Source organism: Pseudomonas sp. PLB05 (genome assembly GCF_021106615.1).
Lineage (GTDB): Bacteria > Pseudomonadota > Gammaproteobacteria > Pseudomonadales > Pseudomonadaceae > Chryseomonas > Chryseomonas benzopyrenica.
In genome coordinates, this window is record NZ_JAJOHO010000003.1 from 163,627 (window position 1) to 179,238 (window position 15,612).

At 64.3% G+C, this 15,612-nt stretch carries 12 protein-coding genes; 6 read left to right on the forward strand and 6 right to left on the reverse strand.

Annotated elements, in window-relative coordinates; genetic code table 11:
* Positions 1 to 111: 111 nt before the first annotated feature.
* From lon to tig, 4 genes are all read right to left on the reverse strand, one after another.
* Positions 112 to 2,508 carry an endopeptidase La gene (lon, locus tag LRS53_RS13480; RefSeq protein WP_064308841.1) on the reverse strand — a complete coding sequence of 799 codons (2,397 nt, stop codon included), beginning with the start codon at positions 2,506 to 2,508 and terminating at the stop codon, positions 112 to 114.
* A 126-nt stretch (positions 2,509 to 2,634) separates the two neighbouring features.
* The gene (clpX, locus tag LRS53_RS13485) at positions 2,635 to 3,915 is read right to left on the reverse strand and encodes an ATP-dependent Clp protease ATP-binding subunit ClpX (RefSeq protein ID WP_017642587.1); all 1,281 of its coding nucleotides are present in this window, start codon (positions 3,913 to 3,915) and stop codon (positions 2,635 to 2,637) included.
* A gap of 110 nt (positions 3,916 to 4,025) precedes the next feature.
* Positions 4,026 to 4,667, reverse strand: a complete 642-nt coding sequence (gene clpP, locus LRS53_RS13490; RefSeq protein ID WP_007162222.1) for an ATP-dependent Clp endopeptidase proteolytic subunit ClpP — start codon at positions 4,665 to 4,667, stop codon at positions 4,026 to 4,028.
* 90 nt (positions 4,668 to 4,757) lie between these two features.
* A complete protein-coding gene (tig, locus tag LRS53_RS13495) occupies positions 4,758 to 6,068 on the reverse strand; it encodes a trigger factor (protein WP_160923123.1) in 1,311 nt (436 codons plus the stop codon).
* Positions 6,069 to 6,349: 281 nt separating this feature from the next.
* Here tig and LRS53_RS13500 point away from each other — a divergent pair, with 281 nt between their 5' ends.
* Positions 6,350 to 7,657 carry an Nramp family divalent metal transporter gene (locus tag LRS53_RS13500; RefSeq protein WP_231356241.1) on the forward strand — a complete coding sequence of 436 codons (1,308 nt, stop codon included), beginning with the start codon at positions 6,350 to 6,352 and terminating at the stop codon, positions 7,655 to 7,657.
* 54 nt (positions 7,658 to 7,711) lie between these two features.
* Positions 7,712 to 8,662 (forward strand): 2-hydroxyacid dehydrogenase, encoded by a 951-nt coding sequence (locus LRS53_RS13505; protein WP_231356243.1) that lies wholly within the window; start codon positions 7,712 to 7,714, stop codon positions 8,660 to 8,662.
* A 29-nt stretch (positions 8,663 to 8,691) separates the two neighbouring features.
* Here LRS53_RS13505 and LRS53_RS13510 read toward each other — a convergent pair whose 3' ends face one another.
* Positions 8,692 to 9,138, reverse strand: coding sequence for a hypothetical protein (locus LRS53_RS13510; protein WP_173148240.1), 447 nt, complete (start codon positions 9,136 to 9,138; stop codon positions 8,692 to 8,694).
* A gap of 98 nt (positions 9,139 to 9,236) precedes the next feature.
* Positions 9,237 to 10,193, reverse strand: coding sequence for a LysR family transcriptional regulator (locus tag LRS53_RS13515; RefSeq protein ID WP_231356244.1), 957 nt, complete (start codon positions 10,191 to 10,193; stop codon positions 9,237 to 9,239).
* Between the two features lie 208 nt (positions 10,194 to 10,401).
* On the opposite strand from LRS53_RS13515, the gene LRS53_RS13520 reads away from it, so the two are divergent.
* From LRS53_RS13520 to LRS53_RS13535, 4 genes are read left to right on the forward strand one after another with little or no spacing between them, the layout of a single operon-like run.
* Positions 10,402 to 12,135, forward strand: a complete 1,734-nt coding sequence (locus LRS53_RS13520) for an AMP-binding protein (RefSeq protein ID WP_231356245.1) — start codon at positions 10,402 to 10,404, stop codon at positions 12,133 to 12,135.
* The gene (locus LRS53_RS13525) at positions 12,132 to 13,646 is read left to right on the forward strand and encodes a CoA-acylating methylmalonate-semialdehyde dehydrogenase (RefSeq protein WP_231356246.1); all 1,515 of its coding nucleotides are present in this window, start codon (positions 12,132 to 12,134) and stop codon (positions 13,644 to 13,646) included. The genes LRS53_RS13520 and LRS53_RS13525 overlap by 4 nt, the downstream gene beginning before the upstream one ends.
* A gap of 13 nt (positions 13,647 to 13,659) precedes the next feature.
* Positions 13,660 to 14,556 (forward strand): 3-hydroxyisobutyrate dehydrogenase, encoded by an 897-nt coding sequence (gene mmsB, locus LRS53_RS13530; protein WP_231356247.1) that lies wholly within the window; start codon positions 13,660 to 13,662, stop codon positions 14,554 to 14,556.
* Positions 14,553 to 15,605 (forward strand): enoyl-CoA hydratase/isomerase family protein, encoded by a 1,053-nt coding sequence (locus LRS53_RS13535; RefSeq protein WP_173148244.1) that lies wholly within the window; start codon positions 14,553 to 14,555, stop codon positions 15,603 to 15,605. Before mmsB ends, LRS53_RS13535 begins: the two co-directional genes overlap by 4 nt.
* Positions 15,606 to 15,612: the final 7 nt, after the last annotated feature.

Below are 15,612 nucleotides of genomic sequence, written 5' to 3' on the forward strand. Positions count from 1 at the left end.
AGGCGCATCTCGAGATGCGCCTTTTCGTCGATCAAGGACCTTGCATCCAGCAGGACGGCGGAACACCAGCAACCTTGGCTGGCGATCCGCCCATCAAGCCCAAGGGCGCCGTCAGTGCGTACTGACGCGCTCCTTGCCTTCCTGATCCCGCTTCTCGTCCTTGCTGACGAGCTCCGGACCATCGTCCGGAAGCGGCTCCGGCGTGTATTGCAGCGCAACCTCCAAGACCTCGTCAATCCATTTGACTGGCTTGATCTGCAAGTCGGCCTTGATGTTGTCCGGAATGTCCCGCAGATCCCGGACGTTTTCCTCTGGAATGATCACGGTACGGATGCCGCCGCGGTGGGCCGCAAGCAGCTTTTCCTTGAGCCCACCGATGGCCAGCACCTGGCCACGCAGGGTGATCTCGCCGGTCATGGCCACGTCGGCACGCACCGGGATGCGGGTGGCGGCCGAGACCAGCGCCGTGCACATGCCGATACCGGCGCTCGGACCGTCCTTGGGCGTGGCGCCTTCGGGCACGTGGATATGGATGTCGTGCTTCTCGTGGAAGTCCTTGGGAATGCCCAGGCTGCGACCACGACTGCGGACCACGGTCAGGGCCGCGGTGATGGACTCGGCCATCACATCGCCCAAGGAACCGGTCTTGATCATCTGACCCTTGCCTGGGACGACCGCGGACTCGATGGTCAGCAGTTCGCCGCCCACCTGGGTCCAGGCGAGGCCGGTGACCTGACCAACCTGATCCTGCTGCTCGGCCAGGCCATAGCGGAATTTGCGGACGCCCAGCCAGTGCTCCAGGGTATCCACGGTGACGCTGGCCGTGCGCTCCTTGCTCAGGGCATGCTGTTTGACCACCTTGCGGCAGACCTTGGCCACCTGACGCTCCAGACTCCGTACGCCCGCTTCGCGGGTGTAGTAGCGGATGATGTCGCGCAGGGCGTCTTCGTCGAACTCCACCTCGCCCTTCTTCAGGCCATTGGCCTTGACCTGTTTGGGAATCAGGTAGCGAGTGGCGATGTTGACCTTTTCCGCCTCGGTATAGCCAGGCAGGCGAATGACTTCCATACGGTCCAGCAAGGGCGCCGGAATGTTCATGGAGTTGGCGGTACAGACGAACATCACGTCGGAGAGGTCGTAGTCCACCTCCAGGTAATGGTCGTTGAAGGTGTGGTTCTGCTCCGGATCCAGGACCTCGAGCAAGGCAGAGGCGGGATCGCCACGCATGTCGTTGCCCATCTTGTCGATTTCGTCGAGCAGGAACAGTGGATTACGCACCCCGACCTTGGTCATCTTCTGGATCAGACGACCCGGCATGGAGCCAATGTAGGTGCGGCGGTGACCACGGATCTCGGCTTCGTCACGCACGCCGCCCAGGGCCATGCGCACGAACTTGCGACCGGTGGAACGGGCGATGGACTCGGCCAGGGAGGTCTTGCCCACGCCGGGCGGACCGACCAGGCACAACACCGGCCCGCGCACCTTCTTCACACGCTTCTGCACGGCGAGGTATTCAAGGATACGTTCCTTGACCTCTTCCAGACCGTAGTGGTCCTTGTCCAGGACTTCCTCGGCACGGCCCAAGTCCAGGCGGACCTTGCTTTCAGCCTGCCACGGCACGTTCACCAACCAGTCGATGTAAGAGCGCACCACGGTGGCTTCGGCCGACATCGGCGACATCTGCTTGAGCTTGTTCAGCTCGGCCGTAGCCTTGGCCAGGGCATCCTTGGGCAGACCGGCGGCTTCGATGCGACGCTTGAGGTCGTCGACCTCGTTGTGGCCTTCGTCGATGTCACCCAGTTCTTTCTGGATGGCCTTCATCTGTTCGTTGAGGTAGTACTCGCGCTGGCTGCGCTCCATCTGCTTCTTGACGCGACCACGGATGCGCTTTTCCACCTGCAGGAGGTCGATTTCCGCATCCAGCAGGGCCAACACGTGCTCGACGCGTGCGCCCAGCTCGGTGATCTCGAGAATCTCCTGCTTCTGTTCGATCTTCAGCGCCATATGGGCGGCCATGGTGTCGACCAGACGGCTGGGATCCTCGATGCTGTTGAGCGAGGACAGGACTTCGGCAGGGACCTTCTTGCCGAGCTGTACGTATTGCTCGAACTGACTCATCAGGCTGCGCGAGAACACCTCGGATTCACGATCCGGGGCTTCGCTGTCTTCGATCAGGGTGACCAGCGCACGGGCATAGGCCTGGTTCTCGACGAAGGATTCGATACGGCCGCGCTGCTCGCCTTCGACCAGGACCTTGACGGTGCCGTCGGGCAGCTTGAGCAGCTGGAGAACGGTCGCGACCGTACCCATGTGATACATGTCATCCGCGGCGGGATCGTCATCGCCGGGATTCTTCTGTGCGACCAGCAGGATCTGCTTGTCGCCAGCCATGGCGGCCTCGAGGGCCTCGACGGACTTTTCCCTTCCGACGAACAATGGGATGACCATGTGGGGATAGACCACTACGTCACGTAGGGGCAGCAGGGGAAGTTCTATCGTCGTAGTCATGGGGTACGGGTCTCGGCAAATAATCGGCCGCAGATGCGGTTAAGGCCTCGGTTTCCCCTAACATGAGGTTGACCGCCGCAAAATACAACCGTCGCTGAAATGAAAAAGGGGCCGAAGCCCCTTCTGTCACGCGTCTGGCGCCGCCTTGGCGGGCTCGCTGTTCTCGTAGATGAGCAGCGGCTGGGAACTCCCCTCGATGACACTCTCGTCGATGACCACCTTGCTGACCTCCTTCTGCGAAGGAATCTCGTACATGGTCTCGAGCAGGATGCCTTCGAGGATGGATCTCAGACCCCGGGCACCGGTCTTGCGCTCCAGTGCCTTGCGGGCGACCGCCTTGAGGGCATCGGGACGGAATTCCAGATCCACGTCTTCCATCTCGAACAGCTTGGCGTACTGCTTGGTCAGGGCGTTCTTCGGCTCGGTCAGGATCTGCATGAGTGCCGGCTCATCCAGCTCGTCCAGGGTCGCGATGACCGGCAGACGACCGACGAACTCGGGAATCAGGCCGAACTTGACCAGATCCTCGGGCTCGGCGTCACGCAGAGATTCGCCGATCTTCTTGCCTAGCTCCACGCTGCGTACCTCGGCGTTGAAGCCGATGCCGCCACCCTTGGTGGAACGGTTCTGGATGACCTTTTCCAGGCCAGCGAAGGCACCGCCACAGATGAACAGGATGTTGCGGGTATCTACCTGCAAGAATTCCTGCTGGGGATGCTTGCGGCCACCCTGGGGCGGAACCGACGCCACGGTACCCTCGATCAGCTTCAGCAGTGCCTGCTGCACGCCCTCGCCCGAGACGTCACGGGTGATAGAGGGGTTGTCGGATTTGCGCGAGATCTTGTCGATCTCGTCGATGTAGACGATGCCCATCTGGGCCTTTTCCACATCGTAGTCGCACTTCTGCAAAAGCTTCTGAATGATGTTCTCGACGTCTTCACCCACATAACCGGCTTCGGTCAGAGTGGTGGCATCGGCGATGGTGAAAGGTACGTTGAGCAGGCGCGCCAGCGTTTCCGCCAGCAGGGTCTTGCCCGAACCGGTTGGACCGATGAGCAGGATATTGCTCTTGCCCAGCTCGACGTCGTCTTTCTTCTCGCGCTGATTCAGACGCTTGTAATGGTTGTAGACAGCAACGGCGAGGACCCGCTTGGCACGCTGCTGACCAATGACATACTGGTCGAGGATGGCGCTGATTTCCTTCGGCGCTGGCAGCTTGTGCGCATTGCTTTCGGCCTGAGCTTCCTGGACTTCCTCGCGGATGATGTCATTGCACAGGTCGACGCATTCGTCGCAGATGAAGACGGAGGGTCCAGCGATCAATTTACGTACTTCGTGCTGACTCTTGCCGCAGAAGGAGCAGTAAAGCAGCTTGCCGTTATCGTCGCTATTGCGCGTATCTGTCATTCGATCGATCCAATGGAATGTGCTTACATCAACAAGATGGAGCCTATTGCACGGTTTTTCAAGCCTACCCGCCCAAACGACCGGCGCTTGGGCAGGTGGTCGAGGCGGGGTCAGGCGGGGATGTTGCGCTTCTCAAGGACCTTGTCGATCAAGCCGTAGGCAACGGCTTCGGGGCCACTCATGAAGTTGTCACGGTCGGTATCGCGGGCGATCACGTCCATCGGCTGACCGGTGTGATGCGCCAGCACCTTGTTCAGACGCTCACGGATGGTCAAAATTTCACGGGCGTGAATTTCGATGTCCGATGCCTGACCCTGGAAGCCGCCCAGCGGCTGGTGAATCATCATCCGCGAGTGCGGCAGGCAGAAACGCTTCTCGGCGGCACCGCCTGCCAGCAACAGGGCGCCCATGCTGCAGGCCTGGCCGATGCAGATGGTGGAGACGTCGGGCTTGATGAACTGCATGGTGTCGTAGATCGACATGCCCGCGGTCACCGAGCCACCCGGGCTGTTGATATAGAGGTGGATGTCCTTGTCAGGATTCTCCGCTTCCAGGAACAGCAGCTGGGCGACGACCAGATTGGCCATGTAGTCCTCGACCTGGCCAACCAGGAAGATGACCCGCTCCTTGAGCAGCCGGGAGTAGATGTCATAGGCGCGCTCGCCCCGGGCGGATTGCTCCACCACCATGGGTACCAGACCGCCAGCGGCTTGAATATCGGGCATGGATTGCATGTATGAATTGCGGGACATGTCCTGCACTAGCTCCCTATCTGGATGACCTGTCAAAAACACATAAGCCAGCACGAGGCTGGCTTAGGTGAACTAGCAACTGGAGGCAGATCAGGCTGCTTGGGGAGCCTCGGCCGGTTTGACCGCGTCCTCGTAGGAGACCTGCTTGTCGGTGACTTTTGCCTGCTTGAGGACAGTATCCACGACTTGTTCTTCGAGTACAACCGAACGCACTTCGTTCAGCTGCTGCTCGTTCTGGTAGTACCACTTCACTACCTGCTCGGGCTCCTGATAGGCCGCGGCCATCTCTTCGATCAGCTCGCGAACGCGGGCGTCATCGGGCTTGAGCTCGAACTGCTTGACCATCTCGGCGATGATCAGGCCCAGCAGCACGCGGCGCTTGGCCTGCTCGCTGAACAGCTCGGCCGGCAGTTGCTCGGGCTGGATGTTGCCGCCGAACTGCTGGACGGCCTGAACGCGCAGGCGATCCACTTCGTTGCTGATCAGGGCAGCCGGTACGTCGATCTGGTTGGCAGCCAGCAGACCGTCCATGACCTGGTTCTTGACCTTGGTCTTGAGCGCCTGGCGCAGCTCGCGGTCCATGTTCTTGCGCACTTCGGCGCGGAACCCTTCGACGGTGGTCTCTTCCACGCCGAACTGCTTGAAGAAGGCTTCGTTCAGCTCGGGCAGCTCGGGTGCGGCCACTTCCTTGACGGTGACCTTGAATTGGGCGGCCTTGCCGGCCAGATCCAGGTTCTGGTAGTCCTCGGGGAAGGTCAGGTCGAGCACACGCTCGTCACCGGCCTTGGCACCGACCAGACCGTCTTCGAAACCGGGGATCATGCGACCCGAACCCAGCACCAGCTTGGTGTTCTCGGCGGAGCCACCGGAGAAGGCTTCGCCATCCTGGGTGCCGACGAAGTCGATGGTGACCTGGTCGTCGTTGGCGGCAGCGCGGTCAACGGCTTCGTAACGGGTACCCTGCTTGCGCAGCACGTCGAGCATCTTGTCGATGTCGGCGTCTTCGACGCTGGATTCCTGGCGCTCGATCTCGATGCCGTCCAGGCCCTTGACTTCGAACTCGGGGAAGACTTCGAAGGTGGCGACGTATTCCAGGTCCTTGCCCTTTTCGAACACCTTGGGTTCGACGGCGGGTGCGCCGGCCGGGTTGAGCTTCTGCTCGACGACGGCTTCGTAGAAGGTTTCCTGAATGAGATCACCCAAGGCTTCCTGACGAGCCGAGGCTTCGTAGCGCTGGCGGATGACGCTCATGGGTACCTTGCCCGGGCGGAAACCGGGAACCTTGGCACGCCGTGCAGTCTGCTGCAGACGCTTGTTCACTTCGGTTTCAATACGCTCGGCCGGCACGCCAATGGTCATGCGACGCTCGAGAGCAGAGGTGTTTTCAACGGAAACTTGCATGGATATTCCTCGTGGCACAAGAACAGGCCGGCACTCCGACCCCCCAGAATCAAGGGCGACCATTCTAGAGACAGTCTCAAGCGAAGTCACCTGGCTTGATCCAGCGGTGCGTACGGCAGCCATCGAAGGACATCTGGCCTGACTCGACGAAAGCAACATTTTGTTGCCCACCTTTAGTTGTACGACGTCGTATGTAGTGCTAAATCCTGAAAGGGCAAGCTAACGAAAAGGCCCCTTCCGGCCCCTTCACAACAACAACAATCGTTAGGAGATCCGCCCCAATGGAGCGATCCGGTCCCGTCGAAAAATCCGTACCTCTGGCCAAGGAACAAGGCTCCGGCCTGCGCCGCCTGGCGAAGCTGCTGGGCCCCGGCATCATCGCGGTGCTGTCCTGGCTGGGCGCTGGCGACCTCATCACCTCTTCGGTGGCTGGCGCCAACTACGGCTACGCCATGATGTGGGTGCTGGCGGTGTCCCTGCTGCTGCGCTTTCTCATCGTCAACATCATCGCCCGCTTCCAGCTGTGCAATAACAAGGGCATGTCGATCCTCGAAGGCTATGCCCAGCTGCACCCGGTGTTCGCCTGGTTCATGCTCGGGTACGCGCTCGTCATGGGGCACCTGACCAACGCCTACATGCTCAAGGGCGCTGGCGAGGCCCTGGCCACCCTCCTCCATGTCGACTATCCGCTGCTCTGCTCGGTGGCGGTGGTGATCGCCGTCTGGCTGCTGGTGGGGCGCAACTTCTATGCCCTGATCGAAGGCGTGATGAAGGTGCTGCTGGCGGTCATGACCCTGGCCTTCATCACCCTGGCGGTGATGTCGGGCCCGGACCTGGGCGGTATCCTGCGCGGCACCATCGGCTTCAGCATTCCGCCGGACGAAGGCGTGCATGGGGCTCTGCTGGTGGCCGTGTCGGTCATTGGCGCCGTGGCCGGTTCCATCGCCAACTTCGTGCATCCCTATGTGATGAAGGAAAAGGGCTGGACCGGCCCGGAGCACAAGCGCATCCAGCGCAACGATCTGCTGTTCGCCGTGGTGGTTGGCATCATCATCAACCTGGCCATTTGGGTTGTCGGCGTGGAAATCCTCAGACCCAACGGCCTGCAGGTGAACACCCTGAACGACCTGGGCTCGGCGCTGGAACTGTTCTTCGGCTCGGGCGGCTGGTTGATTTTCTTCACCGGCGTCTTCGCCACCCTGTTCGCCAGCGTGGTGGGCAAGACCACCGCCTTCCCCATGCTGATCACCGATGCCCTGCAGCACATCCGTCCGGAACGGCGCGAGCGCTATGGCAAGACCTTTCATAAGGACCCGGCGCACAAGTGGTTCCTGCTCTTCATCCTGGTGACGCCGCTGGTGTGGTCGCTGCCGGGCATGCCCGACTTCGTGACCCTGACCATCGGCGTGAATGCCTTGAACATCGTCGGCCTGCCGGTGATCTCCCTGGGCCTGCTGATCATGTCCAACCAGAAGTCGCTGCTGGGCGACGAGTACCGCAACAACTGGTTCGAGAACCTGGCCCTGGGTTTCGCCACCCTGTTGGCGATCTGGGTCGCGATCCAGCTGGGCCTGCAATTGCTGGGCTGAGCCCACCGCTTCAAGGGGCGGTTCGCCGCCCCTTCTCTTTCAAGGAGTCTAGAAATGGCTGAACAGAACCAACGTCCGCTGTTGCTGCAGGTGGGTCCGCTGCTGCCTGCGCTGCAGGACGCGCTGAAGACCCGTTATGAGGTGCTACGACTTTGGGAAGCACCCGATCAGTCTGAACTGCTCGCGGCACGCGGCCAGGACGTGGTGGCCGTGGTGACCTCAGGCGTGCACGGTGCGACCCGCGAACTGATGAGTGCCCTGCCCGCCCTAGCGGCGGTGTTCAGTTTCGGCGTGGGCTACGACAGCATCGACATCGCCGCGGCGCGCGACAGAGGCGTGCTCGTGAGCAACACTCCGGGTGTACTGGACGACTGCGTCGCCGACACCGCCTTTGCCCTGCTGATCGATGTAGCGCGGGGCATCAGTGCGGCGGATCGTTTCGTGCGCCGCGGCGACTGGCGCCAGGGCAAGTTTCCCCTGACCTCGCGCCTGGCGGGCAAGACCTGCGGCATTGTCGGTCTGGGCAACATCGGCAAAGGCATCGCCCGACGGGTGGAGGCTTTTGGCATGGAAGTGGCCTACCACGGTCGCCATCGGCAACCGGACGTACCCTATCGCTATCATGCCGATCTCGAATCCCTGGCGGAGGCAGCGGACTTCCTGGTGCTGTCGCTGCCCGGTGGTCCCGCCACCGATGGGCTGATCGACGCGCGGATCCTCGCGGCCCTGGGACCGCGTGGCTATCTCATCAACATCGCTCGCGGCAGTGTGGTCGATGAGCCGGCCCTGGTGGCGGCCCTGCAGAGCGGCGCCCTGGGCGGCGCCGGGCTGGATGTCTTCGCCGAGGAACCCGAGGTGCCCACGGCGTTGCTGACGCTGGACAACGTGGTCCTCACCCCGCATCTCGGCAGCGGCACCCACGAGACGCGCCAGGCCATGGCTGACCTGGTGCTGGCCAATGTGGAGCGCTATTTCACCGACGGGACCCTGGTCACTCCCGTCTGAAAAGCGGCGGCCCGCGCGGCCGCCCTTTCCTACTCGATGGCGGGCAGGGTCTTGCTGCGGATCCGCCGTGCCAGCGAATCGTAGATCTCGCGGCAGCCTTCGTCCCAGAATCGGTCGGGATCGTCCTGAGGTTCGAGGGCAACGGAGAATTCGCCGTCGCGCTCCTTCAGCACGAAGTGATCGTTGGTATAGAAGAAGGACAGCCCGATGGCGAAGGTCTGGGGCGTGCCGGCCAGGTCATCGACGATCACCGTGAGGTCGTAGCGCGCATAGACTTCCAGTTCGCGGACGATGTTGCCATCGACGCGCTTTTCCAGGCCCAACCCGGCATCGACCTGATCCGCAGGAGTGAGCCCCAGGTAGCGGGTGAAGCACTCCGGCAATTCATGCAGGCGGCGCTCCAGCTCCTGCCAGTAGGCTTCTTCCCGCTCGGCTGACTTGCTCAGCGCCTGACTCAATGCCTGATATCGTTCCATTGCCGTTCCCATCTGTTCACTGGAGGCCGTCGAAGGACGACCGACAGCTCTGAGACCCCGGCCGGGTCTCGGGGTGCCGCAGCGATCGGCGCCGGGCCTCAGGTCGTCGGCCAGCCCAGCACCGGCGCGCGGGTTTCGCCGAGCAGGAAGTCGCGATTGGCGTCGGTGCAGGCGCGCAGGTAGTCGGTCACCAGGGTGATGCGGCGCAGGCGGCGCAAGTCTTCGCGGTAATAGAGCCAGAATTGCCGGGTGATCTGGATCTGTTCCGGCAGCAGCGCCACCAGGCGCGGATCCGGCTCGGCGACAAAGCACGGCAGGATGGCCAGGGCGTGTCCGCACAGGGCGGCCTGATACTGGGCGATCACGCTGGTACTGCGCAGGCCGCTGCTGGCCTCCGGCAGGATGCGCTCCAGATAGAGCAGCTCGGGGCTGAAGGCGAGATCGTCGACGTAGGTGATGAACCTATGACGGTGCAGATCCACGAGCTGCGCGATGGGCGGGTGGCGGGCCAGGTAGTCGGCGGTGGCATAGAGTCGCAGGCGATAGTCGCACAGCTTGCGGCAGACATAGGGTCCGCGCTCGGGGCGTTCCAGGGTGATGGCGATGTCGGCTTCGCGGCGCGACAGGTTGACGAAGTGCGGGACCGGTAGCACATCGAGGGTGATCCCCGGATAGCGATCCTGGAAGAAGCTCAGCTGAGGCGCGACGAAGTAGCTGCCGAAGCCTTCGGTAGCACCGATGCGCACCTGGCCGGAAGGCGCCAGACGGGTATCGGAGATCTGCTCGCAGGCGGTCTGCAGGGTGCTTTCCAGGGTTTCGGCGTGCACCAGCAGCCGCTGCCCTTCCATGGTGAGGCTGAAGCCAGTGCTGCGCGACTTCTCGAACAGCAGGGCACCGAGCGCCTTTTCCAGGGCCGAGATACGCCTCGAGACGGTGGTGTAATCGACCCCCAACCGCCGCGCCGCGGCGCTGGCCTTCTGGGTGCGGGCGACTTCGAGGAAGAATCTGAGATCGTCCCAGTCGAGACGAGCTGCCGGGTTATTGGATTTTTGCATGTCGGTCGGGCGTTTTTGTCGGAAGCCAAGAGACTTTTGCCGGAACTATACTGCTTACCAGGGCGCGTCACGAGTGGTGACGGCGCGACCCGCTGCTACCCAACAACAATAAAGAGCAGGCAACCATGACCCACCCTCAGGCCCCATCCCGGCGCCAAGCCGGACGCTGCGCTTCCCTCCCGATCCTGCAGTCCGCGGGGTATCGCCCATGACGGCCGGCGACGCCTTCCGCGCAGCGCGCGACTTCCTGCTGCGCCATCGCACCGACTACGCCACTGCCGTCCGCGATTTTCGCTGGCCGGAACTGGAACACTTCAACTGGGCGCTGGATCATTTCGATCGCCTGGCCGAGGAGCATGCCGGTCCGGCACTGTGGCGACTCGACGCCGAAGGTCGCGAAGAGCGCTACAGCTTCGCCGAGCTGCGCCAGGCCTCGAATCGCACCGCCAACTTCCTGCGGGCCCAGGGCGTGCGGCGCGGCGAACGCATCCTGGTGATGCTGGGCAACGAGGTGGCGCTGTGGGAGACGCTGCTCGGTGCTTTCAAGCTGGGTGCCGTGGTGGTGCCCGCCACTACCTTGCTCAGTGATGCCGATCTGCAAGATCGGGTGCAGCGCGGGCGCATCGCCCACCTGGTGGTGGGCAGTGCCCATACGGAGCGTTGCGCCAGTCTGGATCCGGGCCTTACCCGGATCTGCGTCGGGTCGCCGGTAGCCGGTTGGCAGCCCTATGCACCGGCCGCCTGCGCCAGCGACTTCCTGCCGGACGGCCCTACCCTCGCCACGGATCCGCTGCTGCTCTATTTCACCTCGGGGACCACCTCGCGACCCAAGCTGGTCCTGCACAGCCACAGCAGCTATCCAGTCGGGCACCTGTCGACCCTCTACTGGATCGGCCTGCAGCCAGGCGACGTACACCTCAACATCTCCTCCCCAGGCTGGGCCAAGCATGCCTGGAGTTGCGTCTTCGCCCCCTGGAATGCCGGTGCCTGCGTGTTCATCCATGACGTGCCGCGCTTCAAGCCCCAGGCGCTGCTGGAGGTACTGGCGCGTTATCCGGTCACCAGTCTCTGCGCGCCGCCCACGGTGTGGCGCATGCTGATCCAGGAGGACCTTGCCGCCTATCGCGAGCGGCTGCAGCTGCGGGAGCTGGTCGGCGCCGGCGAGCCGCTCAATCCGGAGATCATCGACAGCCTGCAGGCGGCCTGGGGGCTGACCCTGAGAGATGGTTTCGGCCAGTCGGAGACCACCGCCCTGGTAGGCAATACCCCGGGCCAGCCGCTCAAGCCGGGCTCCATGGGTCGTCCGCTGCCCGGGTGCCACGTCGAGTTGCTGGATGCCGATGGCCAGCCGGGCAACGACGGCGAGGTGGCCCTGTCGCTGCAGCCGCGGCCAGCAGGGCTGATGCTGGGCTACGAGGACAGTCCGGAGAAAACCGCCGAGGTGATGCGCGACGGCCACTACCGCACCGGCGATACCGCGGTGCGTGACGCTGATGGCTACATCACCTTCGTCGGGCGCGCCGATGACGTCTTCAAGTCGGCGGACTACCGCATCAGCCCCTTCGAACTGGAAAGCGCCCTGATCGAGCACCCGGCCGTGATGGAAGTGGCCGTGGTGCCGAGCCCCGACCCCTTGCGCCTCAATGTACCCAAGGCCTTCGTCATCCTGGCCGCCGGCCACGCGCCTTCGCCTGAACTCGCGCAGGAGCTGCTCGGCTTCGCCCGTGGCTGCCTGTCCCCCTACAAGCGAGTACGCCGCCTGCAATTCGTCGGCGAACTGCCCAAGACGCTGTCGGGCAAGATCCGCCGCATCGAATTGCGCCTCGGCGAGGCCCAGCGCCGCGCGGCTGGCACAGCCGACCTCCACGACTATGCCGAAGAAGACTTCGCCAACCACCCTGCCCCGGCCTCCGTTGCCAACGCCCAGGAATCCCTGTCATGACCCAGACCGCCATCAAAGACGTGCCGCTGCTGATCGACGGCCAATTCGTCACCTCCACCAGCCGCGAAGGCCGCGAAGTGATCAACCCGGCCACCCAGGAGGTGCTGGCGCGGGTGCCCTTCGCCACCGCCGAGGAGGTACAGCGCGCCGTGGCCAGTGCCAAGGCGGCCTTCGCCACCTGGCGCAAGACGCCCATCGGCGCCCGGGCACGCATCTTCCTGCGCTACCAGCAGCTGATCCGCGAACACATGAGCGAACTGGCCGCCCTGCTCACCGCCGAGCAGGGCAAGACCCTGGCCGACGCCGAGGGCGATGTCTTCCGCGGCCTGGAGGTGGTGGAGCACGCCGCGGCCATCGGCAATCTGCAACTGGGCGAACTGGCCAACAACGTCGCCAGCGGGGTGGACACCTATACGCTGCTGCAACCCCTGGGCGTCTGCGCCGGCATCACCCCCTTCAACTTCCCGGCGATGATTCCGCTGTGGATGTTTCCCATGGCCATCGCCTGCGGCAACACCTTCGTTCTCAAGCCCTCGGAGCAGGATCCGCTGGTGACCATGCGCCTGGCCGAGCTGGCGCTGGAAGCCGGGGTGCCGCCCGGGGTGCTCAACGTGGTCCATGGCGGACCGGCGGTGGTGGACGCTCTCTGCGATCACCCGGATATCAAGGCGCTGTCCTTTGTCGGCTCGACCCGCGTCGGCACCCATGTCTATCGCCGCGCCAGCGAAGCCGGCAAGCGCGTGCAGTGCATGATGGGCGCCAAGAACCATGCGGTGGTGATGCCCGATGCGCCCCGTGAACAGACCCTGGCCAACCTGGTGGGCGCCGCCTTCGGCGCGGCGGGTCAGCGCTGCATGGCGGTCTCGGTGGTGGTGCTGGTGGGTGAAGCCAACAGCTGGGTGCCGGACCTGGTGGCCAAGGCGCGTAGCCTCAAGGTGGGTGCGGGTCACGAGAATGGCACCGACGTCGGCCCGCTGATCTCCTGCCAGGCATTGGACCGGGTCAGCAGCCTGATCGAGCGTGGCGTGAGCGAAGGCGCGACCCTGGAACTGGACGGCCGCAATATCCAGGTCGAGCGTTACGAGAAAGGCAATTTCGTCGGCCCGACGCTGTTCTCCGGGGTGACCACGGAGATGACCCTGTATCGCGAAGAGCTGTTCGGCCCGGTGCTCTGCGTGATGCACGCGGCCACCCTCGACGAGGCCATCGCCCTGATCAACGCCAATCCCAACGGCAACGGCGTCGCCCTCTTCACCCGCTCCGGCGCCGCAGCGCGTCGCTTCCAGGAAGACATCGATGTCGGCCAGGTCGGCATCAACGTGCCCATCCCGGTGCCGGTGCCGCTGTTCTCCTTCAGCGGTTCGCGCGCGTCCAAGCTGGGCGACCTGGGGCCCTATGGCAAGCAGGCGGTGCTCTTCTATACCCAGACCAAGACCATCACCACGCGCTGGCCCGACGAGCAGGACGTCGGCGGCGCCGGGGTCGTCAACACCACCATCACCCTCAAGTAAGGGAGACGCCAGCATGCATCTGGGATTTCTGGGACTGGGCAACATGGGCGCGCCCATGGCCCGCAACCTGCTCAAGGCCGGCCACCAGCTGACCGTCTATGACCTTTCCACCGCCGCGCTGGACGCACTGCGCGCCGAAGGAGCGGAGGTCGCCGCCTCGCCCTCCGCCGTGGCGGCGAGTGGCGCGGAGGTGATCATCACCATGCTGCCGGCGGCCGCCCAGGTGAAGACGGTCTACTTGGGCGAGGACGGACTGATCGCCCGGGCCCGGCCGGGCACCCTCTTGATCGATTCCTCCACCATCGACCCGCTCAGCGCCCGCGCGGTGGCCAGCGCCGCCGCCGAGCGCGGCCTGGAACTGCTGGACGCCCCGGTCTCCGGCGGCACCGGCGGCGCCGCGGCAGGGACTCTTACCTTCATGATTGGCGGCAGCGAGGCCGGCTTCCAGCGTGCCCAGCCGCTGCTGGCCGCCATGGGTCGCAACCTGGTGCACTGCGGTGCCAGCGGCAACGGCCAGGTGGCCAAGGTCGCCAACAACCTGCTGCTGGGCATCTCCATGATCGGGGTAGCCGAAGCCATGGCCCTGGGTACCCGCCTGGGCATGGACGCCAAGACCCTGGCCGGGGTGATCAATACCAGCAGCGGGCGCTGCTGGAGTTCGGAGGTCAACAACCCCTATCCGGACGTGCTGCCCCAGGCGCCAGCCTCGCGCGGTTACCAGGGTGGCTTCGCCGCCGAACTCATGCTCAAGGACCTGGGCTTGGCCACCGAGGCGGCGCGCGCCGTGCGCCAGCCGGTGATCCTTGGGGCGGTTGCGCAGCAGCTCTATCAGAGATTCAGCCGCGCGGGTGGCGGCGGCCTGGATTTCTCGGCCATCATCCAGGACTACCTGGACGAGGACGGTGCATGAGCGACGCCAAGGTACTGCTGGAAAGACGTGGCGGGGTCGGCTATCTGACCCTCGATCGCCCGACCGGGCTCAATGCCCTGGACCTGGAGATGGTGCGCGCGCTGCACGGAGCCCTGCGCGATTGGGAACAGGACCCTGGCGTGCGGGTGATCGTGCTGCGCGGCAACGGGCCCAAGGCCTTCTGCGCCGGTGGCGACGTCCGGGCGCTGTACGACAGCTACCAGCGTGGCGACGACCTGCATCTGACCTTCTTCACCGAGGAATACGCCCTGGACCTAGCGCTGCACCGCTATCCCAAGCCGGTGCTGGCGCTGGCCCACGGCCTGGTCTTGGGCGGCGGCATGGGCCTGGTGCAGGCGGCGCGCCTGCGGATCGTCAGCGAGCGCACCCGCATGGCCATGCCGGAAACCGCCATCGGCTACTTCCCCGATGTCGGCGCCAGCCACTTCCTGCCACGCCTGCCGGATCAGCTGGGCCTCTATCTGGGCCTGACCGGCGTGCAGATCGGTCCGGCCGATGCCCTGGCCGCCGGCCTGGCCGATGTCTTCATTGCCGAAGCGACGACCGACGACCTCCTCCAACGGCTGGAGGCGGCCACTGCCCAGGGGCCGACCGATCTGGCCGCCCTGCTGCAGGAGTTCGCCACGGCGCCGGCCGAGTCGGCGCGTCTGACCGACCTGCGCCCCGCCATCGCCGAACACTTCGCCGCGGCGACCGTGGAAGAGTTGCGCGGCAGCCTGCAGGCGGAAAGCCGCTCCGCCTATCGCGACTGGGCCCAGGAGACCCTGGCCACCCTGGACGCCCGCTCGCCACTGGCGGTCGCCACCGCCCTGGAATTGCTGCGTCAAGGCGGCGGGCTGTCGCTGGAGCAGTGCTTCGCGCTGGAGCTGCACCTGGATCGTCGCTGGTTCGAAAAGGGCGAGATCATCGAGGGGGTGCGCGCCATGCTGGTGGACAAGGACCGCACGCCGCACTGGAATCCGGCTCGCTGGCAGGATTTGGATCCACGCCGCGTCGCGGCCTTTTTCACCGATTTTCGCCATTCCTGAGGAAGGC